The following is a 22,418-nucleotide window of genomic DNA, read 5'->3' on the forward strand; positions in this document are numbered from 1 at the left end:
AGGCGAACTATTGCCCACGAAAAAGTGACGAGCGTCACCCTATTTTTACTAAACAGTTGTCGGAGAAACCCCATGAATAAACGCAAGATGATCGGTGCGCAGTCGGCGTTTGCCCTGTTGGCGCTGGCCGTGTCCCAGGTGCACGCGGCCACCAGCCCTGCCTTGGACGAAGGCCGGGTGAACCGTGCAGAAAAGGCCGCGGACAAAACCCTGGCGAAGATGACCATGGAAGAAAAACTCGCCTACATCGGCGGCACCGGTGGCTGGGACGTCAAGCCGCTGACCCAATACGGCATCCCACAGATCCACGGTGCCGACGGCGGCGTCGGTGTGCGCTACACCAGTGAAGGCAACGCCCAGGGCGTGGTCTACCCTTCCGGACCGAACCTGGCCGCCAGTTGGAACCCGCGCCGTGCCATCGACCTGGGTCGTGCACTGGGCTACGACACCGCCAGCGGCGGTTATCAGTTCGTCACCGGCCCCGGCGTGAACCTGTACCGCATGCCCTACAGTGGCCGTGCGTTCGAGTATCTGTCCGGTGAAGACCCGTTCCTCGGCGCCAGCCTGGGGCCGGCAGTGATCAACGGTATCCAGTCCCGTGGCGTGTGGGCCAACGCCAAGCATTTCGCGGCCAACGACCAGGAAAGCAATCGCTTCCACCTCGACGAAATCATCAGCGAGCGTGTGCTGCGCGAGATGACCCTGCCGCCCTTCGAGTCCGCCTCGAAGAACAGCAAGGTGGCGATGATGATGTGTGCGTTCCAGAAAGTGAACGGCGAGTTCGCCTGCCAGAACAAACACCTGATGCGCGACATCCTGAAGACCGAATGGGGCTACCCAGGCTTCGTGCAGAGTGACTACAACGCGGTGGTCAACGGCTTGCCGGCGGCGCAGGCCGGCACCGACCTGGACATGATGGGCTACCAGATGAACAGCACGGTGCTCAAGCCGTTCCTGGACAGCGGCGAGCTGAGCAGCGCGACCATCGATGACAAGGTGCGGCGCATCCTCAAGCAGATCTACCTGTACAAGTTCGACAGCAAAGCGCCGTTGACCAGCCACAACATGAACAGCGCCACCAGCAACCGCGTGGCCCTGAACGCGGCGCGCGAAGGCATCGTGTTGCTGAAAAACCAGAACAACCTGCTGCCTCTGGATGCCAAGAAGGTCAAGACCATCGCGGTGGTCGGCAACCTGGCCAAATACGCCCCGCCCACCGGTTTCGGCAGCGCGAATGTGATGGCGGCCAACTACATCAGCGAGCTGAGCGGTCTGCAGCAATTGGCGCCGGGTGCCAAGGTCGAGTTTATCGACGGCCTGTCCCTGGACCCGACGGCCTCCAACTGGACTCACACGGACAGCGACGGCAACAGCGTCAAAGGCGTGAAGACCGAGTTCTTCAGCAACACCAACTGGTCCGGCGACCCGGCGGCCAGCCGCACCGATCGCCATGTCGACCTGGACTGGTCCACCGACAGCCTGCCGGTGAACGGCGATACGGCGGCCACTTCGATTCGCTACAGCGGCCAGATCACCCCGACCGTCAGCGGCGAGCAGGTGTTCAAGATTCGCGCCGACGGTGCCGTGCGTCTCTACGTCAACGGCAAGAAAGTGCTGGATAACGGCGACGGCAAGCCGCTGCCCAACAACAGCATCCCACCGACCATTCCGGTATTCGCCAAGGTCAATCTTGAGGCTGGCAAAGCCGTCGACATCAAGCTGGAATACTCGCGCCGCAACGGCTACCTCTCGACCATGGGCGGTTTGGTGGGCGTGCAGATGAGCTGGGCCTCGCTGGTGGCGCCACAGGACCTGGCCAAGTACGACGCCGTGCTGGTGGCTGCGGGCAACAGCAATGAATACGAAGGTGAAGGCTTTGACCACAGCTTCGACCTGCCGGAGTTCCAGGGCCAACTGATCCAGAGCATCGCCAAGGTCAACCCCAATACTGTCGTCACCCTGCACGGCGGCACCGGGTTGAAAATGAGCGACTGGATCGACCAGGTACCGGCCGCATTGCATGCGTTCTACCCTGGGCAGAACGGCGGCCAGGCATTGGCGGAGATCCTGCTGGGCAAGGTCAACCCGTCGGCCAAGTTGCCAATCAGCATCGAGCGCAACATCGAAGACAACCCGATCTACGCGACCTTCCCCAAGTTCGACAACCAGGAAACCCTGGCTGAGATGAGCTACAAGGACGACCTGTTCCTGGGCTATCGCGGTTACGAGAAAAAAGGCATCAAGCCGCTCTACCCGTTCGGCTATGGCTTGTCGTACACCACCTTCGGCTACAGCAACATCAGCGTGACGCCAGGGGTTGCAGTTGCAGGGGCGCCGATCAAGGTGTCGTTCGACCTGGCCAACACCGGCAAGGTGGCGGGCGCCGAAGTCGCCGAGCTGTACGTGGGCCAGAACAATCCGAAAGTCGAGCGGGCGCTCAAGGAACTCAAGGGCTACAAGAAAGTGTTCTTGAAGCCGGGCGAGAGCAAGCGCGTGACCATCGAGCTTAACGATCGCTCGCTGGCCTACTACGACGTCAAGAGCAAGCAATGGGTGGTGGACGCCGACAGCTTCAACTTGTCGGTGGGCGCGTCGTCTCAGGACATTCGCCTGAACGCCAAGCTGGTCAACCCGTTCCGCCAGGAACTGTCGACGACCACCAGCAACCCGTTGCCGCGTTCAGCGCTCAATTCGACGTTGCGTGAGCTGCCACAGGTGAAGACTGGCGGTGTGCTGCATCAGAATGAAGGCGACAGCGGCACCAGTGAAGGTGATGGCTATGACATGAGCGATGACAGCAGCCAGGGCAGTGCTTCCGGTAACTGATCCCGACTCGGTCTAATGTGGGATGGGCAAGCCCCCTCCCACATTTTTGACTGTGTTTGACTCAGGTTCGAATGACCGCTTCAACCCGCGCAATGTAGGCGTCGAAGCGCGCCACCAGATCCACCTGCTCGGGAAACCGCAACCACTGGATCTGCAGGCCATCCATCATGGCCAGGATCTCCTCCACCAGCCCGGCGATGTCCACGTCGCCGCGCACCTCCCCCGCCGCCACCAGGTCGGCAAACTGTCCTTGCATGCGTTGGTGAATCGCCGCGTAGCGCGCCTGGAACCACGCCCAGGCCGGCTGGGTATCCAACAGACTTTCGGCATTCAAGATGGTAAACGCGCGCACCACGCCAGGCGCCGTGGCATTTGAACGATTGATTGCGCGCAGGCTGCCGAGCAAACCATTGAGGGTTTTCTCCGCACGCACTTCATCGGCAATCCGCTGATTGACCTCATCACGCCGCTGCAACACGCCCATCAACAGCGAGATCTTGCTCGGAAAATGGTGCAGCAACCCGGCCACGGAAATCCCTACGATCCCCGCCACCTGCGCCATCGAGGCACCGCTGTAGCCTTCCAGGGAAAACACTTGCAAGGCCGCATCCAGCAGCTCTTCGCGGCGTTTTTCACCTTTGGGTGCGCGGCGGGTTTTCGGCGGCGACTCGGTCATGGAAAAGTCCTGGAGGAAGAGGCTTGCACCGTATCCAAAATGCCACCGCGCCGCAAATAAACCTCGGGCGAGTGTCGGGGCTTCAATGGAACGCTCTGGGCGATCCGTGCCAATCAATGCTCGGACTTGTCCCAGATAACCCGAGTAAGACGCCATGATCGCTTCAAGACTATTCACGCCTCCGCTGCCCGCGCCACCCCCCTCGCCCGCCGAGGACGGCGACAGCATTCAACCGACCGAACGCCTCTCCCGAAGTCGCCGCGATGTGGGTGAGCCCGATAAATACTGGCCGCAGCACAGCACCCTCAAAATCGCCATGTATGACTACGAGATGGACGACCCTTATGTGCAGGCGGTCAAGCAGGCCGCCAGCGAGTGGCTGCCCCATATCAACCTTAAGTTCGAATTCGTCAGCGGGGAAGAAGGCGATGTTCGCATCTCGGGGGTGCCGATTCATCAAGGTTCCGGGGTCTCAATGGTCGGTACCGATGCACAAAAAGTATCCCCCGGAATGCCGACCATGAACCTGCCGATAGACTACTCGTCGACTTCATTCGCCCACACCGTGTTGCACGAATTCGGCCACATGCTCGGCGCCCGGCATGCCCATCAGCATCCTGACGCGAATATCCCGTGGGACCTGGCCAAACTTGACCGGCATATACCCCGTCACTACCAGCAAGCCAACTTGCTGCCCCTGCCGCGCAGCGCTACCTATGATTTTCTGCCGTATGACGAAGACTCAGCCATGCACTACGCGATCAACCCCGCGTTGACGACGAGTAATACCTTCCACTCAAGAAACTCGATGCTCAGCCCAGGCGATATCGCCTGGGCAAACAAGGCCTACCCGAAGGCAGCTCGTCGGACCGGCACATAAGCATACGAGCCCGCGTGAGTAGCGCCCGGTTGTGTCAGGCACTCTCACGCGCGATCAACTGACATTGCAAGAAATTCAGCCGCTGGACGTCATCCGCAACCGGTAAGACCCCCAGGCTTTCCAGGACCCGCGTCGCCGCCAGCACACCAATCTCAAGCGCCGGCGGTTTGATGGTGCTCAGGCTCGGCAGCAGCATTTCCGCAAACGGGTAATCACCGAACCCGAGCACCGCGCACTTCAATCCGGAACGCTGCCCGGCCAGCAGGCCACCGGCGGCCAGGTTGTCATTGGCGAAGAAGATCGCCTCCGGTGGGGTGGCGTGGCTCATCAGCGCCTCCATGGCCTGCTTGCCCGCCTCGAACGGTGCGCGGCCGGCGTCCGGGACGAACACCTGGGGCTGCACGCCCAGCTCGACCAGGGTTGCCGCAAATCCTTCCCCACGCTCATGGGCGCTGAAGTCACCCGCCACGCTGTTCTGCACGAAGGCCATGCGCCGATAGCCCTTGCCATGCAGGTAACGCGCGGCGCTGACGCCGACCTGGTAGTGGGAAAAGCCGATCTGCACCGGTGCGCGCTCGGGCACGTAGTCCCAGGTTTCCACCACCGGAATGTCCGCGTCGGCAATCATCTTTTCGGTCGCCGCACTGTGGAAGCGACTGGTCAGCACCAGCGCCGCTGGCGACCAACCCAGAAACGCCCGCACCGCGCTTTCTTCCTGCTCGGCGCTGAAGTAACTCGACGCCAGCAACAGTTGGTAGCCATGGCGACTGAGGGTATCGCTGAACCCCTGAATGGTATTGGCAAAAATCGGTCCGGAAATGTTCGGGATCACCATCGCCACGATCCGCCCACGCGCCGACGCCAATCCGCCGGCCACCAGGTTGGGCACGTAACCCAGCTCGGCGACTACTTGGGCAATGCGTTCGCGGCGTTCTGGGGACACCTGTTCCGGCTGGTTGAAATAACGCGACACCGTAATAGCCGACACGCCAGCCTGGCGCGCCACGGTATTCAAGGTGACACGCCCGGCGCCACGGCGTTTGCGCGGTTTTTCTTCGCTCACGGGAGAATCCTGTTAACAACCAAAAAGAATATGAGACTAATTTTTAAGTATTTGACGCTCTAAAGCAGAGCTAACAATAATGCCGATGTTAGCGCTAACAAAGCGCGCTGTCTGCTACTCGCTCAAGCGAATGTCCAAGACAGTTTCACAGGCGCTGACGGTCGTAGAACCGCAGCGGACCAGGGCATTTTTTGAGCGGGCACAGCATGCACAAACACACTCACTTATTATTCCTCGCCGGATTGACCGCACTTCCGGCAGGCGTCGCCGTTGCCGCCGACGAGCCGCAAGCCACCCTCGAAGCGGTGACCGTCACCGCCACCCGCCGCGAAGAATCCCTGCAGAAAGTCCCGGTGGCGGTCTCGGTACTCGATGGCGAGCAACTGGAGCGCGACAACCGCAACGGCGTGGCGAGCATCGCGCAACAGGTGCCGTCGCTGAACTTCCGTACCGGCGCATCGAACAAGGACACCTCGTTATTCGTACGCGGCGTGGGTACCATCTCCACCTCCCCCGGCGTGGAGCCGACCGTGGCCACGGTGATCGACGGCGTGGTCTATGCGCGCCCCGGCCAGGCCACCCTCGACCTGCTGGACCTGGAACGCATCGAAGTGCTGCGCGGCCCCCAAGGCACGCTGTTCGGCAAGAACGCCTCGGCCGGTGTGCTCAACATCACCAGCAAGGCCCCCACCGCCGAGACCCACGGCTACATCGACCAGTCGTACTACAGCGGCAATGAAAGCCGCACCCGTTTCGGCATCGGCGGCAGCCTGGTTCCGGACGTGCTCAAAGGCTCGGTCAGCACGCTGTTTGGCAGCTATGACGGCAACGTCGACAACCAGCACAACGGTCAGGAGGTCAACGGTTACAACCACAAAGGCATTCGCGGCAAGTTGGAATTCACCCCCAACGACGACGTGACGCTGACGCTGATCGCCGACTACATGCAGTCTCACGACGATGCACCGAATGGTGTGGTCAGTAAGTCATTGACCCCGGCATTCAGCAACGCCTTGAGCCCGGTGCGGGCTTCCAGCGACAACCGCGACATCAACACCGATACGCGCAGCCATGTCGAGGACACCAACAAAGGTTTGTCCGCCCAGTTGGACTGGAACCTGGGCGACTACACCCTGACCTCAATCACCGCCTGGCGCGGCTGGGACAACACCCAATACCAGGATGGCGACCGCCTCGGCAGCGTGACCGCCGCGTTTCCCGGCACTGCCGACAAGGGTGAGCTGGCCTTCGACCAGTACTCTCAAGAGTTGCGCCTGGCCTCGCCCAAGGGTGAATTCCTGGAGTACGTCGGCGGCCTGTTCTACATGCATGGCAAGGACGAAGAGACTTACCAGCGCACGCTCACCACCACCACGCGCACCGACCGCGGCGTCGCCGACTACAGCACCACCAGCGACAGCTACGCGGTGTTTGGCGAGACCACGCTCAACTTCACCCCGCGCTTTCGCGGGATCGCGGGCCTGCGCTACACCCATGACGACTTGAAATACGATCACCGCCGCGTATCCACCTCGGCCACCACCGTCAGTGGGATTCAACCGGCCACGTCCAGCTCGGGTTCAGTGGACGAAGATGGCTGGTCCGGGCGCCTCGGCGTGCAGTACGACCTGACCGATAACATCACCAGCTACCTGACCTACTCGCGCGGCTACAAAGGCCCGGCCTACAACGTGTTCTTCAACATGCAGCCGCGCGATACCGATGCGCTCAAGCCGGAAACCTCCAACACCTGGGAAGCCGGGATCAAGGCCACTGCCTGGAACAACCGACTGACCACCAACCTGGCGGTTTTCCACAGCGACTACGACAACTACCAGGCCAACTTTTTCGACTCGGTCGCCGGCCAAGTGGTGACCCGCCTGATCAACGCCGGCAGCGTCAGCACCGAAGGCGTCGAACTCGATTACGCCTTGCAGGCCACCCAGCAACTCAAGCTCTCCGGCGCCCTGGCCTACACCCGTGCACGCATCGACGAATTCGCCTGCCCGGCGGGCGCGGCGGCCACCTGCAACGTCAACGGCAAGCCGCTGCCCTACAGCCCGGACTGGAAGAGTTACGTACGCGCCGACTACACCATCCCACTGGATAACGGCCTGGATATCGAACTGGGCACCGACTACAGCTGGCAGAGCGAAGTGCAGTACGACATCAGCCAAAACCTCGACACCAAACAAGGCGCCTACGGCATCTGGAACGCCAGCGTGGCCCTGGCGGACTACAGCAATGGCTGGCGCGTGGCGCTGCTGGCCAAAAACCTCGCCGACAAGTCCTACTCGCCATTGCTGGCCAGTGGCGGCAACTACATCTACCGCGCCGTACCTCGTGACGATGAACGTTACTTCGGCGTGCAACTGCGCAAGGATTTCTAACATGAGCCGTCAGCTGAAACTCGGCGCCTTTCTCATGGCCACCGGGCACCATGTGGCCGCGTGGCGCCATCCGGACGTACCGGCAAATGCCGGGCTGGATTTCGCCCAGTACAAACACTTGGCGCGGGTGGCCGAAGCGGCCAGGTTCGATGCACTGTTCGTAGCCGACAGCATTGCCGCGCCCACGGGCGAGATCGCCAGCCATATGGCGCGATCGGATCATTTCGAGCCGCTGACCCTGCTCTCGGCGTTGAGTGCGGTGACGGAGCATATCGGCCTGATTGCCACGGCGACCACCACCTACAACGAGCCCTACCATGTGGCGCGCAAATTCGCCTCGCTGGATCACCTGTCAGGGGGGCGGGCGGGTTGGAACCTGGTGACGTCGGACGCTGCTGCAGAGGCGCAAAATTTCGGCCGCGATGAACACGTGGGCCATGCCGAGCGCTACAGCCGCGCCCGCGAGTTTCATAAGGTGGTGACGGGCCTTTGGGACAGCTGGGAAGACGACGCCTTCGTGCGCGACAAAGCCAGCGGCACCTACTACGAGCCGACGAAGCGGCATGTGCTCGATCATGTGGGCGAACACTTCCGGGTCAAAGGCCCGCTGAACGTGGCGCGCTCGCCTCAAGGCCAGCCGGTGATCGTGCAGGCGGGTTCTTCGGAAACGGGCCGCGATTTGGCGGCACAGACCGCCGAGGTGGTGTTTACCGCACAGACTTCGCTGGCCAATGCCCAGGCATTTTATGCTGATCTCAAAGGGCGCCTGGACGGGTATGGACGTCAGTCGGATTCGCTGAAAATCATGCCCGGCGTGTTTGTGGTGGTCGGGCACACCGAGGCCGAGGCCCAGGCAAAATTCGAGGCATTCCAGGATCTCGTGGAGCCCGAAGTCGGCGTTGCCTTGCTGGGGCGCATGCTGGGCAATTTCGACCTGTCAGGGTACCCACTGGATGGGCCGTTGCCGGAGCTGCCATTGACCGACAGCGGGCAACGGAGCCGTCAGCAATTGCTCAGTGATTTGGCTCATCGCGAACAGTTGAGCCTGGGACAGCTGGGGCGGCGCATCGCTGGTGGTCGCGGGCATTACAGCCTGATCGGCACGCCCGCGCAGATTGCCGATGAGCTGCAAAACTGGTTCGAAAACGGCGCGGCGGATGGTTTCAATATCCTGGTGCCTCATCTGCCCGGTGGGCTGGAGGATTTCGCCCAGTGGGTGGTGCCTGAACTGCAACGGCGTGGCCTGTTGCGCACCGAATACACCGGCACGACCTTGCGGGAAAACCTCGGTTTGGCGCGCCCGGAAAATCGCTTCAAGGAGACTCCGGCATGAAGATCCCGACACTGTTGTTGGTCTTACTGATGACCCAAACCGCGTGGGCGGCCGAGCCGGACACCCTGCGCATCGGCTACCAGAAAGGCTCCATCGCCCTAGTCCTGGCCAAAGAACATGGTCTGTTGGAAAAACGCTTCCCGCAGACGGATGTGAAGTGGATCGAATTCCCCGCCGGCCCGCAGATGCTTGAAGCGCTCAACGTGGGCGCACTGGATGTGGGCTCCACCGGCGACATCCCGCCGCTGTTCGCCCAGGCGGCGGGCGCCGACTTGGTGTATATCGGCGCCGAGCCGCCCAAGCCCAGCGCCGAAACCATTCTGGTGCGCAATGACAGCCCACTGCATTCGGTGGCGGATTTGAAAGGCAAGAAAGTTGCCTTCCAGAAAGGCTCCAGCTCCCACAACCTGATCCTGCGCGCGCTGAACAAAGCGGGCCTTAGCTACAAGGACATCCAGCCGGTGTACCTGCCACCCGCCGATGCCCGCGCGGCGTTCGAACAAGGCAGCGTGGATGCCTGGGCGATCTGGGAGCCCTACTCGTCCCTCGCCTTGAGCCAGAGCCCCAGCCATGTGCTGGCCAATGGTGAAGGCTTGGGGTTGTCGGGACCGGTGTACACCGCGCGGCGTGAATATGCCCAGGCCAACGGTGGATTTATCCATGATCTGCTGGGTGAGTTGACCAACGCCGAAGCACTGACCCGCAGCCAGCGTGAGGACAGTTTGAAGGTACTGACAGCCTTCATGGGCCTGCCCGGTGACGTGATCGCCCGCTATATGGATAACCGCCCGCCATCGCCGATTTTGCCGATTGATGAGGGGATTATTCAGGCGCAGCAAGCGACGGCGGATTTGTTCTTCCAGAACCGGTTGTTGCCCAAGGCGATTGAGGTGAAGCAGGCCGTGTGGAAATCCGAAGTCCACTGAAATCAAAATGTGAGAGGGGCTTGCACCCGATAGCGCTGAGTCAGTCACTTGATGTTTTGGCTGTTGCACTGCAATCGGGAGCAAGCCCCCTCCCACAGTTGAGTGGATTCCAGTCCGGCAATGTGTTGATCGTGAATGCGTAAAGTTAAAGCTAAGTAACTGCCCCCCTAAAGATCAAAATGTGAGAGGGGGCTTGCTCCCGATGGCGGGGTGTCAGTCACTTGATATTCCAACTGAAGCACCGCCATCGGGAGCAAGCCCCCTCCCACAGTTGAGTGGATTCCAGTCCGGCAATGTGTTGATCGTAAATGCGTAAAGATAAAGCTAAGTAACTGCCCCCCTAAAGATCAAAATGTGGGAGGGGGCTTGCTCCCGATGGCGGTGGTTCAGTTGGAACAGCTTGTACTGACTCAGCGCTATCGGGAGCAAGCCCCCTCCCACATTTTTAACGCGTCAGGCTTGAGTACGGGTGCTTTTTTCGACGACGCACATCGGGGTACCGGAAACCGGCTCATTGATGATCTGCACCTGCACCTCAAAGACCTCCCGCATCAACTGCGCACTGATCACCTGGCCCGGCGCGCCATCGGTGACCAGATGACCGCCGTGCATCACCGCCAAATGATCGGCATAGCGGCACGCCTGGTTGATGTCGTGGAGCACGGTGATCACGGTCTTGCCTTCGGCGGCCAGTTCGCACATCAAGTCCATGAGTTCGACCTGATGACTGATGTCGAGATAGGTCGTCGGTTCATCCAGCAATACCACCGGCGCGTTCTGCGCCAGCACCATCGCCAGCCACGCGCGTTGGCGCTGGCCACCGGACAGATCCGCCAGGGCGCGGTCGGCCAGGTTGTCCAGTTCCAGGCGCTGCAGGGCCTGGTTTACCTGGGATTGATCGCTGCCGCTGAGGCGTCCCCACAATGAGTTGTGAGGACTGCGGCCGTAGGCAACCAACTGGCGCACGCTGACGCCTTCCGGCACCGGCAATACCTGGGGCAGAAACGCGATCTGCCGTGCCAGCTGGCGGGCGGACAAGGCGCTGTAAGGCTGGCCGTCGAGCGTCAGTTCACCCTGCGTAGGTTTGAGAATGCGCGCAAAGGCCTTGAGCAACGTGGACTTGCCGCAGCCGTTGGGCCCGATCAGCGCGGTGACTTTTCCCACCGGTGGCACAAACGAAAGCCCCTGCACGATGCGTGTGCCGCCGTAGCCGATATCAAGCTCGCGGGCCTGGAGAATACTCATGTCATCAACCCTTGAACCGTGCCAGCAACCAAAGAAAATACGGTGCGCCAATCACCGCCGTCAGCACCCCGGCGGGGATTTCGCTGGGCGCGATCAACGTGCGCCCGAGGGTGTCGGCCAGCACCAGCAACAGCGCGCCGACCAGCATCGCCGCCGGCAGCAGGTACTGGTGATGCCCGCCCACCAGCCGCCGCGCCATGTGCGGTGCGACCAGACCGATAAACCCAATCGGCCCGATCACGCCTACGCCCAGGCTGGTGAGCAGCACCGCGCACGCCATCGCCAGCCAGCGCGTGCGACTCAATGCGGTCCCCAGGCTATGAGCCGCTTCATCACCGAGGGCGATCAGGTTCAGCGGTTTGGCCAGGCATAGCCCCAACGGGATCAGCAGCAGGAACGGCAACACCAGCGCCACATGGTGCCAGTTGCGGCTCCAGAGGCTGCCGGTGAGCGCGAGCAGCGCGGTGTTGATATCCAGCGGATGGGACAGGATCAGAAACTCGGTGACGCTGGACAAGGTCACCGCAATCGCCACCCCGGACAGCGCGAAGCGCACACCGGAAAAACTCACGCCGGTGTTGTACAACGCCAGCAGCAAAGCGCCGCCGGCACCGCCCAGGCAGGCCACCAACGGCAGCCAGGCAATCGGCAGGTGCGGCCAACTGATGATCGCCACGGTCAGCGCCAACCCCGCGCCTTGGGTCACGCCGAGGATTTCCGGCGAGGCCAGCGGGTTGCGGATCACGCCTTGCACGATCGCACCGGCCAGGCCGAAGGCTGCGCCTGCGAGGATGGCGATCAGGCTGCGCGGCAGGCGGTGGTTCCACACTTCGAAGTCGAGGGCGTCATGGGCCAGCAGGCGATCGAAGACGGTCGCGGGCTTGAGCCACAACGTGCCGGCGCTGAGGCTGACGAAGGTCGCCAGCAGCAACAGGCCGAGCAGCAACCACAGGCGAAAACGTGGGCGGATCATAGGGCGCGCCTGGCAAGAAACAGAAAGAACGGTGCGCCGATCAGCGCAGTGACTACACCGGCCGGGGTTTCCACCGGAAAGGCCACGGCGCGGCTGAGCAGGTCGGCGCCGAGCACGATCACCGCGCCCAACGCCGCACTCAGCGGGATCAGCCAGCGGTAATCATTGCCGAGAAACTGGCGCAGGATATTCGGCGCAATCAAGCCGACAAAACCAATCGGCCCCACCGCGCAGACACTGGCGCCCACCAGCAACAGGCTGGCAATGAACACCTGCAAGCGCAGGCTGGCGATGCCCACGCCCAACGAGCGGGCGGCGTCTTCGCCAAGGTTGATCAGGTTCAGGCGTGGCGCACACCACAGCGCCCACAGGCCACCGATCAAGGTGCACGGCCACAGCAGTTGCACTTGGGCAGCGCCCACATTGGCGAGGGAGCCGGCCAGCCAGTTCAATACGCTTTGCGCCTGAGCCTCCACCAGAATCACCGTGAGCCGGGTCAAGGCAGCGCACAACGCCGCCACCGCCACGCCGGCCAATACCAAGCGACCTTGGGCCGTGGTCGGCGACCAGGCGCCACCGAGGCTGAACACCGTGACCCAGGCCAACGCGCCACCGATGCAGGTCATCAGCAAGGCGCCACCGGCAAACGGCGGTGCAACCAATCCTGTCGAAAACAACGCCAGCCCCAACGCCGCTCCCGCCGTCACGCCAAATAACGACGGCGAGGCCAGGCGGTTACGGGTGATGCCTTGCATCAGTGCCCCGGCAAGGCCCAGGCAAGCACCCACCAGCGCCGCACACACCGCGCGCGGCACCCGCAATTGGGCAACGATATATGCCATATTGCCGCCGACAGCACCTTGATGAACCAAGCCATTCCACGCATCTGTCGCAGTCAGGGTGAACGGTGACCAGCTGTACAACGACAACCAGAACAGCACGGCGCCGAGCAGCACAATGCCCGCCGCCGCGAGACTACGCGCCATGTTTATTGGCTCAGTACGGCGTTGCCGCCCTTGAGAATCGCCAAGGCGTCTTCGGCGATCTGCTCCGAAGCGAGCACGCCACGGTTGCGCGCCCAGCTGTCGCCATCCACTTCGGCCACGTGCTTGTTACGCACGGCACCGAGCACTTGCCAGAGTGGCTGCTTGCTCCAAGTGTCGACGATGCTCGGGCGACGGTAATGGCCGACCAGCAACCAACCGGGGTCAAGGGCCAGCAGTTGTTCCAGGCTGACGAATTCGGTGGGGGCGGCATTGGCGCGCACCGAAGGCACTTTCAGGCCGATGGCTTGGAGCACGCTGCCAGCGTACGAATCCGGGCCGTGCACCGAAAAGCTGTCTTCGCGGGCGACACCGAAGAGCACGCTGGCACCGGCGGGAATCTGTTGGGCAATTTTTGTCAGGTTCGCGCGGTTCTGGGCGATGCGCGCTTCCATCTGCGGGCTTTTGCCCAAGGCCTTACCGATCAGCTCGGCGGACTTGAGGCTGCCCTCATAGTCCTCACCGCGCGAAGGCAGCAACAAGGTTGGCGCGATGCTGGCCAAGTCGCTGTACAGCGCTTGATGGCGATTGAGGTCGGCGACGATCAAGTCCGGCTTGAGCCGGGCGATTTCCTCGATACTCGGCTGCGAACGCAGGCCCACTGACGTCCACTGGCCGATGGCCTGGCGCACACGGGGCAAGACGCGGTTGGCGTCGCCATCATCCGCTGCACCGACCGGGGTCACGTCAACGGCGGCGAGGCTATCGAGAAAGGAGAACTCCAGCACCACCACACGCTTGGGCGCATCGGGCAGATGCACAGCGTGCTGGCCGTCGTTGAGATCGATGGGGGCAGCACTTAACAGGCTTGAAGAGAACGCCAGCAGGCAGGCAGCAAGGATGGGGATGGAGCGCAACAGTTGCATGAAGGGACCTCGGCGTTAAAACACCCCAGCTGGACCGGCTGGGGAAAACGGCGGGTACTATTCCATATCAGAGCGGCGTGATCAAAAAACATTCTCATTTGTGGGAGGGGACTTGCCCCTCCCCCATTTGATCGGCGTCTAGAAGTCGACGGTGGCAGAGAGCAGATAGGTGCGCGGTGTCGACAGGGTCAGCCCCGGCTCGCTGTCATCCGACGCACCCGCCGAGCTCCAATAGCGTTTATCGGCGACGTTCTCCACATTCGCCCGCAGGGTGATGTGCTTATCGTCGACCTTGAACCCATACCGTGCACCCACGTCGATACGGTTCCAGGCGTCGATTTCCTTGACGTTGGACTGGTCCAGGTACTGCGAGCTGGAGTGGATGCCACGGCTGGTCAGGGTCAGGCCTTCGAGCATCGGCACGTCCCATTCGGCGCCAACGTTGACGTTGTACTTGGGCGTGGCCGGCGCGCGGTTGCCGTCGTAGGTGCCGTTGGTGGTGTCCTTGAGTTTGCTGTCGATGTACATCACGCCGCCGAGCAGGCGCACACCCTTGAGCGGCTCGCCGAACACACTCAGTTCCGCACCGGAGTTTTCGCGCTTGCCGTTAGGCCCGAACAGCCTCGACGTGGCGTTGGTCTCGTAGGCCGGTTGCTTGATGCGGAACACGGCGGCCGTCACGCCGAAAGCACCGGCGTCGTACTTGGAGCCCACTTCCACCTGGCGACTGACAAACGGCGGGAAGATCTCGTTTTCGTTGCGCGACGTGGACGGCGCGATCTTGCCTTGGCTCAAGCCTTCCATGTAGTTGGCGTACAGCGACAGTTTGTCGGTGGCCTTGAACAGCAAGCCACCGGATGGCGAGAGTTTTTCTTCGTCGTAGTTGGTTTTGCCTTTGACCCCATCGCTCCAGTCGTCGACTTTCACCCGCTGCCAGCGCGCGCCAAGGGTCAGCAACAAGCGGTCTTCGAAGAAGCCCAGGGTGTCAGACAGGGCCACGCCGCTGAAACGGTTTTCGGTGTAGACCTTCGCATCCTGGCGCGTGGCCGTAGACGGCGTAGGGGTTTGCACAGGGTTGTAGAGATTGCTCGTGCCTTCTGGATAACGCGCGCCACCGTTAGTGAAGTCCATATAGAAGTCGCTGAGTGCCAGGTTGACCTCATGACTCACCGGCCCGGTATGGAACCAGTTGCGTACACCCGCCGTGGCCGTTCGCACGTTTTCATCACGGGTGAAATCCCGGGGCTGCACGCGGAAGTCACCGGCCGCATTGCTCACCGACACCGCATGGCGCAGGAACTCGTGATTACTTTTACGCGCGCCTACACCGCCGTAGAGCATCACCGAATCGCTCAGGTCATATTCGGCATTCACCGTACCGAAGGTGTCCTTGGTGCGGGCCTTGCTCCAGGATTGCGCGTAATTGCGGCGCACATCGTTGGCGCTCGGCACCGGCGCGGCGGCCGCTACCTGCACACGTTCCTGGGGCGCATCGGTATCCCGTTCGGTGCGGCCAATATCGGTGGACAACCGCAGGCGCTCGCCCCGGAAATCCAGGCCCAGCACGGCCATCTCGCGGTCGACACTCTGGTGATCCCATTCGGTGTCGCCGGACTGCTTCACGCCGTTGAAACGCAGGCCGAACTTGTTGTCCTCGCCAAAGCGCCGGCCCACGTCCACCGCGCCACCGGCTTGGCTATCCGAGGCCCAGGTGCCGGTAAACGAGGTGATGTCCTTGTCGGTGGCGCGCTTAGGCACCACGTTGATGCCGCCGCCCACACTGCCACGCGGCGAGATGCCGTTGATCAGTTGGGTCGGGCCTTTGAAGATGTCGACGCGGTCGGCCATTTCCATGTCGATGGTGTAGGTCGGCAATACGCCATAGAGGCCGTTGTACGACACATCACTGTTGAACAGGCTGAAGCCACGAATGGTGAACTGCTCATAACGCCCACCGGCCGGGTTGGTGGCGCGTACCGAGGGGTCGCTGTTGATCAGGTCGCCGAGGGTGCGCGCCTGCTGGTTCTTCACCGCATCGGCGGTGTAGGTGGTCATGCTGAACGGTGTTTCCATGAAGTCCCGCGTGCCCAGCAAACCTTGGGAACCACGGCGCGCCACTTGGCCACCGGCGTAAGTATCGCCGTCGTACAGGCCGGTGGTGCCGAGGATAGAGGTCGGCGCCAGTTCCAGGGTACTGCCGTCCGGCGCTGGCACCAGCATATAGGCCTGCTCGCCCATGGGTTGCAGTTGCAGGCCAGAGCCTTGCAGCAAGCGCGCGAAGCCCTCCTCCACGCCGTATTCGCCGGATAAACCACTGCTGCTGCGCCCGCTGACCAGCGCGGGATCCACTGACAGGTTGACGCCCGACAACCCGGCAAAACGGGTCAACGCTGCGCTCAGGCTGCCGGCAGGCACCTGATAGCTGCGACGCGCGGCGGCGTCCTCGGCAAAGCTTGTAGGAACAAACAATGGGCTGGCGCTGAGGCTCAGCATCAGGCTCAGTTTGAGCAACGGGCGCAAACGCAAGGGTAGGACTGCGGACATTGGAGGAAGCTCTCGATTTTGTTCACTTGCCTGGAATGACAGGCGAGGTGAAAAAAGGGGACAGGCTTCGAGAGTTATTTTTTAGCCAATGGGCACTTCCAGCCCTACCTTGACGCGATCCAGCGCCACCAATGTCTTGAACCACTTCACGTTGGGGTTCTCGGCGAACAGCCGGGCGGCGAGATCCTGGTATTCCTGCATGCTGGCAACGTTCAGCACCAGCACGAAATCCGCTTCGCCGGTGACGTAATAACACTGTTGCACCTGGGGCACGGAGAAGCTGGCCTTGGTCGTCGACAGCGCGTCGATGCTGGTACGTTCGACGGAAACCTCGGCAATGATGGTGATCGGCTTGCCGGCCTTCACCGGGTCCACCAGGGCCACATTCGCGATGATCACTCCACCCTCTTCCAAGCGCTTGATGCGGCGTTGCACGGCGGCGGTGGAGAGGTTGACCTTCTCGGCGAGAGTACGCAGGGGCAAGGCGTTGTCGCGCTGCACCAGGGCCAGGATGGACCAGTCGAAGCCGTCCAGGTCCAGCGTGTAAGAAGCGGGTTTGGCCATTCGGTGCGTGCTCGACGGGGTGAGAAATTTTATCGAAAACAGCCTCGATTCAGAGACCAATGACGACCAGGGCCTCAATACTATCCCAACTCCTTCAGCATGCAGAAATGGAGCGTCTCATGGGGTTTTTGATTCACCTGTCGCCGGTGTTTCCGGTGATGTCGAAGGGTTCCGTCGCCACGCAGCGGCCGGGCATGCTGCGCCTTACCACACCGCGATATGGGAATCCGCACGTGGTTCGGTGCCGCCACACAACACGCCGCTGACCGGGTCACGCAGGATAATCTGCCCGCGCCCGTAATCGGTCAGGTCGCTGTCGGTCTGCACGGTATGACCACGCCGCGCCAGTGCATTGACCAGGCCCCGCGAGGCGCCGTGTTCGATGCCAACCTTCATGTCACCCAGCCATTGCCAGCGCGGCGCATCCAGCGCGGCCTGGGGGTTGAGGCCGAAGTCCACCAGGTTCATCACCATCTGCACATGACCCTGGGGCTGCATATACCCCCCCATCACGCCGAACGGGCCGAGTGCCTGGCCGTCCTGGGTGAGGAAGCCGGGGATGATGGTGTGAAAGGTCTTCTTGCCCGGTGCCAGGTGGTTGGCATGGGCCGGGTCGAGGCTGAATTCCTGCCCACGGTTCTGCAGCGCAATGCCGCTGTCGGGCAACACAACGCCGGAGCCGAAGCCGTGGTAGTTGCTCTGGATAAACGAGACCATATTGCCTTCGGCGTCCGCCGTGGCCAGGTACACCGTGCCGCTGGCGTGGGGGTCGCCAGGTTTGGGCGGCTGCGCCTGCTCGCTGATCTGGTCACGGCGGCGGCGGCTGTAGTCGTCGCTGAGCAGGTCGGCCACCGCCACGCGCATGTGCGCGGGGTCGGTGATGTAGTGCAGCCCATCGCTGTAGGCAAGTTTCATCGCCTCCAGTTGGCGATGCCAGGTCTGCTGGCTGTCGCGGTGATCGAAGGTGAAGCCTTCGAGGATTTTCAGCGCCATCAACGCCACCAGGCCCTGGCCGCTGGGCGGAATTTCCCAGACATCCACACCGCGGTAGTTGATATGGATCGGCTCCACCCACTGCGCGCGGTAATCCTTGAGGTCGCTGGCGCGCAGGTAGCCTCCACTGGCGCGCGAGTGGGCGTCAAGGCGCTCGGCCAGCGCGCCGCGATAGAGGCTTTCGCAGCAGGTAGCGGCCAGTTCTTCCAGGGTGCGGGCCTGGGCCGTGTTACGGAAGATCTCACCGGCGCGTGGCGCGCGACCGTCGATCAGGAAGGTATCGAACCACGCGTCCAGCACTTCGTCACGGTGCGGGCTGAATTCGTTCATGGATATCTGCCATTGATGGGCGACCACCGGCGACAGCGCAAAGCCTTCCCGCGCCAAGGAAATCGCCGGTTGCAGCAACTCGGCGAACGGCAACTTGCCGAAGCGTTGCGACAACTCAGCCCACGCCGACGGGCAACCCGGTACCGTGACTGGGGTCCAGCCATACAGGGGCATCTGTTCATGCCCGGCGGCCTTGACCGCCTCAATACTCAAGGCCGCCGGCGCGTGGCCGTTGCCGTTCAGGCCGTGCAACTGGCCCTTGCACCAGACCAGGGCAAACGCATCGCCGCCCAGGCCGCAACCGGTGGGTTCTACCACCGTCAGGGCGGCGGCCGTAGCGATGGCGGCATCGATGGCGTTGCCGCCTTTTTGCATGATTTCGATACCGGCCTGAGCGGCCAGGGGTTGCGACGCGGCGACCATGCCGCGACGGGCAAACACGCTCTGGCGTTGCGACGGATAAGGGTACTCGTGAGCAGAAAATTTCAACATGGCAAACGCTCTTCAAAAAGGGTCATAACACGCGACTGAGAAAGGCCCGGGTACGCGGATGGCTGGGGTGGCTGAAGATCTGTTCCGGCGGCCCCTGCTCGATGAGCTCGCCCTGATCGAGCACCACCACGCGGTCGGCCACTTCACGGGCAAACCCCATTTCATGGGTGACCACCACCATGGTCATGCCCTCCTCCGCCAGCTCCTTCATCACCTGCAAGACTTCGCCGACGGTTTCCGGGTCGAGGGCACTGGTGGGTTCGTCGAACAACATGGCCTGGGGCTTCATCGCCAGCGCGCGGGCAATCGCTACCCTTTGCTGCTGGCCGCCGGAGAGCATTGACGGGTAATGGTCGGCTTTGTCGGCCAGGCCGACCCGCGCCAGCAAGCCGCGCGCCTGTTCCAGCGCCAGGGCACGCGGGGTGCCGAGCACCTGGATCGGCGCCTCGATGATATTTTCCAGCGCAGTCATATGGGGGAACAGGTTGAAGCGTTGGAACACCATGCCGATGTCCCGGCGCTGACGGGCGATGTTGCGCTCCGAATCGCGTACCAGGCTGCCGTCGCTGCGTTCGCGATAGCCCATGGCGCGGCCGTTGACACGAATGCGTCCGCCCTGGATATCTTCGAGCAGGTTGATGCAGCGGATAAAGGTGGTCTTGCCAGAGCCGGAGGCGCCGATCAGCACCACCACTTCGCCCCGCCGCACTTGCAGAGAGATACCCTTGAGAATCTGCAACTCGCCGAACGACTTCTGAACATCCAAAGCCTCAATGATCAGCTCTTCACTTTGGTGCGCCATGGTTAACGTCCCCTCAGCAATTTCAGGGTGCTGCGACCGAACATACGGCTGGCGGCCGGCGGTGGCGAGGAAGGTCGATCGGACTGACCGAAGCGATTTTCGAGCCAGCGCTGGAAGAAGCCCCACAGGGTGGTCAGCGTCAGGAAATACAGGGCGACCACCAGGTACAGCTCGAACACGCGGAAGGTCGCCGAGGTGATCATCTGCGTGCTAAGCAATAGTTCCTGCACGCCGATCACGCTGACCAGGGTGGTGTTCTTGAGCATGACGTTGAACTCATTGCCTAACGGCGGCACGATCACGCGGAACGCCTGGGGCAGCACGATGCGCCGCATCAGTTTGGCAAAGCCCATACCCAGGGAACGCCCCGCTTCGTATTGGCCCTTATCCACCGCGCCGATACCGGCGCGGATGATCTCGGCCATGTACGCACCTTCGTTGAGGCCCAGGGCGATAATGGCTGCCTGGATATTGCCGGGAACGATCAGGCCGAACAGCTCGATGTCTTCGAAGCGGAAAATCCCGCCGGCCGCCAGTGCGGTGTACAAAAACACGATCTGCACCAGCAACGGTGTGCCGCGCATCAACCACACGTAAAAGCGCACCGGCAGGTGCAGCAGTGGGTTCTTCGACAGGCGCAACAGCGCCGCCGCCAAACCCAATGCACAGCCCAGCAGCATCGCCAATATGCTGATCAGGCAGGTCAGCCACAGCCCGGTGAGGTACACCCCACTGGGCTGGAGCAGGTACTGCCAGAACACATCCCAATTGAAATTCATCGTCGGTGCGCCTCAGTCGAGTGTGTCGCTGCTGACATGCCATTTGTTAAGCAATTGCACGTAGCTGCCGTCGCTGCGCATGTCGCTGATCACCTGCTGTACGGCGGCGGTGAGCTGCGGGTCGTCCTTGCGCATGCCCAGGCCGGTGAGGATGCGGCTAAACGCGGGCACACCTTCCTGGAACAGATCCGGGGCCATTGCGGCGTAGTAGCCGGCGGTTTCCACGGTGGTGCCGTATGCGTCGACCTGGCTGATGCGCAGGGCCTGAAAGGCATCGGTGTCGGTGTTGTAGACCACCAGTTTCATCGGCGGCTTGCCGGCCTTGGTCAGGCTTTCATTCTGGGTATCGAGCAGGGTCTTGATGGTCGAACCGTTGAGCACCGCGACCTTGTGCCCGGACAAGTCATCCAGGGTCTTGATGCCCTTGGGGTTGCCCTTGGGCACCACCACCGACTGGCTGGAATACATGTAGTTGACGATGTCGATCACCTGGCGCCGCTCGGGTTTGTCGAACAGTTGGTCAACGATCATGTCGCACTGCTGGGCGAGCAACGCCGGCACCAGCCCGGAGAACGGAATCACCCGCCATTGCACGTGCTTATCGCCCAGGCGTTTGGCTATTTCCAGCCCCAGATCGACAGTGAGCCCGCGCGGTTGCTGGGTTTCGTCGAAGGACACCAGGGGCGGTGAATCCATCCCCGAGCAGTAGGTGAGTTTGTCGACTTTCTGCAGGCGCTCCGGCACCTGGGGCGCAGCAAAAGCCCATTGGGTACAGAGGCCGAGGGAGACAGCCATCAGCAAGGCACGGCGTTTATGCATGACCAGACACTCCAGTTCGTTAAGTAACGGGGGCAGGACTCAACGTCAACACACGACAGCTTTCTTATTGTTCGGATTGCAGGAATTGGATCAGGGCGGGCACGGTGCCTTCGATGTGTTCGCGCACCACCGCTTCAGCGCGTGCCCCATCACCGGCGCGGATCGCCTCAAGGATCACCGCGTGTTCCTGACGCGCGCTGAGGGGTTTTTCGCCGTGTTGCAACCACAAGCGCATGGGCGCCTCCACCAGCGAGTACAGCGCCGAGATTTGCTTCATCAGGCGCGGGCGACCGCTGAGGCTGCACAGGTATTCGTGGAAGGCACGATGACGGCTGACCCACACGGCGCTTTCATCGCGGTAGTCGTCCATCTCGTCGAGCAGGCGCTCCAGCGCGGCGAGTTGCCGCTCACCGATACGGCCCACCGCGACGCGCACCGCCAGACCTTCCAGGGCGCTGCGCATCTCGAACACTTCGTGCAGTTCATCGATATCCAGGCCGCTGACGATGGCGCCACGGTTGGGACGCAAGGTCACCAGGCCCTGGGCGTCCAGGCGACGGAACGCCTCGCGCACCGGCATGCGGCTCATGCCGATCTCGCTGGCGATATCCTCAGCAATCAGCCGGTCGCCCTTGTGGTAGCGGCCACCGCAGATGGCGTCGAGGAGGAACTTGTAGGCCTCCTCCTCGGCGGTGAGAGGCTGGCGGTCAACGTAAGCGGGGGCGAACTGCATCGGCTGCACCTTTTGAATTTTTGTATCCAATTATCCACGGATGCAAAAATGCAGAATGCGTGCCAATCGTTCATGGGGTAAGCCAAGTGATTGATTTGGATGAAATAGGTCGCAAGTGCCTGACGGCACGCGCAAAGACGA

At 62.0% G+C, this 22,418-nt stretch carries 18 protein-coding genes; 5 read left to right on the plus strand and 13 right to left on the minus strand.

Annotated elements, in window-relative coordinates; genetic code table 11:
• Positions 1–72 precede the first annotated feature (72 nt).
• Positions 73–2,826, plus strand: coding sequence for a beta-glucosidase (locus tag LRO94_RS18695; protein WP_179178714.1), 2,754 nt, complete (start codon positions 73–75; stop codon positions 2,824–2,826).
• A gap of 61 nt (positions 2,827–2,887) precedes the next feature.
• On the opposite strand, the gene LRO94_RS18700 is transcribed toward LRO94_RS18695, so the two are convergent.
• Entirely contained in the window at positions 2,888–3,502 is a 615-nt protein-coding gene (locus tag LRO94_RS18700) for a TetR/AcrR family transcriptional regulator (RefSeq protein WP_179178713.1), read from the minus strand.
• 154 nt (positions 3,503–3,656) lie between these two features.
• Here LRO94_RS18700 and LRO94_RS18705 point away from each other — a divergent pair, with 154 nt between their 5' ends.
• Positions 3,657–4,382 (plus strand): M12 family metallopeptidase, encoded by a 726-nt coding sequence (locus tag LRO94_RS18705; RefSeq protein ID WP_233896870.1) that lies wholly within the window; start codon positions 3,657–3,659, stop codon positions 4,380–4,382.
• Positions 4,383–4,416: 34 nt separating this feature from the next.
• On the opposite strand, the gene LRO94_RS18710 is transcribed toward LRO94_RS18705, so the two are convergent.
• Positions 4,417–5,445 carry a LacI family DNA-binding transcriptional regulator gene (locus LRO94_RS18710; protein ID WP_032887230.1) on the minus strand — a complete coding sequence of 343 codons (1,029 nt, stop codon included), beginning with the start codon at positions 5,443–5,445 and terminating at the stop codon, positions 4,417–4,419.
• A 206-nt stretch (positions 5,446–5,651) separates the two neighbouring features.
• Between LRO94_RS18710 and LRO94_RS18715 the strand changes: the two genes are divergently transcribed.
• Genes LRO94_RS18715 through LRO94_RS18725 form a run of 3 tightly spaced genes read left to right on the plus strand, consistent with a single transcriptional unit; the run spans position 5,652 to position 10,094 of the window.
• Positions 5,652–7,835: a TonB-dependent receptor gene (locus LRO94_RS18715; RefSeq protein WP_179178711.1), complete on the plus strand. Its 2,184-nt coding sequence runs from the start codon at positions 5,652–5,654 to the stop codon at positions 7,833–7,835.
• Position 7,836: 1 nt separating this feature from the next.
• Positions 7,837–9,168 (plus strand): LLM class flavin-dependent oxidoreductase, encoded by a 1,332-nt coding sequence (locus LRO94_RS18720; RefSeq protein WP_179178710.1) that lies wholly within the window; start codon positions 7,837–7,839, stop codon positions 9,166–9,168.
• Positions 9,165–10,094 (plus strand): sulfonate ABC transporter substrate-binding protein, encoded by a 930-nt coding sequence (locus LRO94_RS18725; protein WP_179178709.1) that lies wholly within the window; start codon positions 9,165–9,167, stop codon positions 10,092–10,094. The genes LRO94_RS18720 and LRO94_RS18725 overlap by 4 nt, the downstream gene beginning before the upstream one ends.
• 453 nt (positions 10,095–10,547) lie before the next feature.
• Here the strand turns inward: LRO94_RS18725 and fecE are convergent, their stop codons facing one another.
• The 11 genes from fecE to LRO94_RS18780 form a co-directional block, all read right to left on the minus strand.
• Entirely contained in the window at positions 10,548–11,339 is a 792-nt protein-coding gene (fecE, locus tag LRO94_RS18730; protein ID WP_179178708.1) for a Fe(3+) dicitrate ABC transporter ATP-binding protein FecE, read from the minus strand.
• 4 nt (positions 11,340–11,343) lie between these two features.
• Positions 11,344–12,312 carry an iron chelate uptake ABC transporter family permease subunit gene (locus LRO94_RS18735; protein WP_032886918.1) on the minus strand — a complete coding sequence of 323 codons (969 nt, stop codon included), beginning with the start codon at positions 12,310–12,312 and terminating at the stop codon, positions 11,344–11,346.
• Entirely contained in the window at positions 12,309–13,298 is a 990-nt protein-coding gene (gene fecC / locus LRO94_RS18740; protein WP_032886919.1) for an iron-dicitrate ABC transporter permease FecC, read from the minus strand. The genes LRO94_RS18735 and fecC overlap by 4 nt, the downstream gene beginning before the upstream one ends.
• 2 nt (positions 13,299–13,300) lie before the next feature.
• A complete protein-coding gene (locus LRO94_RS18745) occupies positions 13,301–14,221 on the minus strand; it encodes a Fe(3+) dicitrate ABC transporter substrate-binding protein (protein WP_032886920.1) in 921 nt (306 codons plus the stop codon).
• Between the two features lie 138 nt (positions 14,222–14,359).
• A complete protein-coding gene (locus LRO94_RS18750; RefSeq protein ID WP_179178707.1) occupies positions 14,360–16,765 on the minus strand; it encodes a TonB-dependent receptor in 2,406 nt (801 codons plus the stop codon).
• 81 nt (positions 16,766–16,846) lie between these two features.
• Complete coding sequence (locus LRO94_RS18755) at positions 16,847–17,329, minus strand: Lrp/AsnC family transcriptional regulator (RefSeq protein WP_032886925.1); 483 nt, start codon at positions 17,327–17,329, stop codon at positions 16,847–16,849.
• A gap of 204 nt (positions 17,330–17,533) precedes the next feature.
• A complete protein-coding gene (locus LRO94_RS18760) occupies positions 17,534–19,144 on the minus strand; it encodes a gamma-glutamyltransferase family protein (RefSeq protein ID WP_122752879.1) in 1,611 nt (536 codons plus the stop codon).
• Positions 19,145–19,166: 22 nt separating this feature from the next.
• Positions 19,167–19,946: an amino acid ABC transporter ATP-binding protein gene (locus LRO94_RS18765; protein WP_032886930.1), complete on the minus strand. Its 780-nt coding sequence runs from the start codon at positions 19,944–19,946 to the stop codon at positions 19,167–19,169.
• A gap of 2 nt (positions 19,947–19,948) precedes the next feature.
• Positions 19,949–20,725, minus strand: a complete 777-nt coding sequence (locus tag LRO94_RS18770; protein WP_032886933.1) for an amino acid ABC transporter permease — start codon at positions 20,723–20,725, stop codon at positions 19,949–19,951.
• A 12-nt stretch (positions 20,726–20,737) separates the two neighbouring features.
• On the minus strand, positions 20,738–21,544 hold the full coding sequence (locus LRO94_RS18775; RefSeq protein WP_032886935.1) for an ABC transporter substrate-binding protein: 807 nt from the start codon (positions 21,542–21,544) through the stop codon (positions 20,738–20,740).
• Positions 21,545–21,608: 64 nt separating this feature from the next.
• Complete coding sequence (locus LRO94_RS18780; protein WP_032886938.1) at positions 21,609–22,277, minus strand: GntR family transcriptional regulator; 669 nt, start codon at positions 22,275–22,277, stop codon at positions 21,609–21,611.
• Positions 22,278–22,418: the final 141 nt, after the last annotated feature.

Origin of the sequence: Pseudomonas sivasensis, from assembly GCF_021391435.1 — a bacterium.
Taxonomy (GTDB): Bacteria; Pseudomonadota; Gammaproteobacteria; order Pseudomonadales; family Pseudomonadaceae; genus Aquipseudomonas; species Aquipseudomonas sivasensis.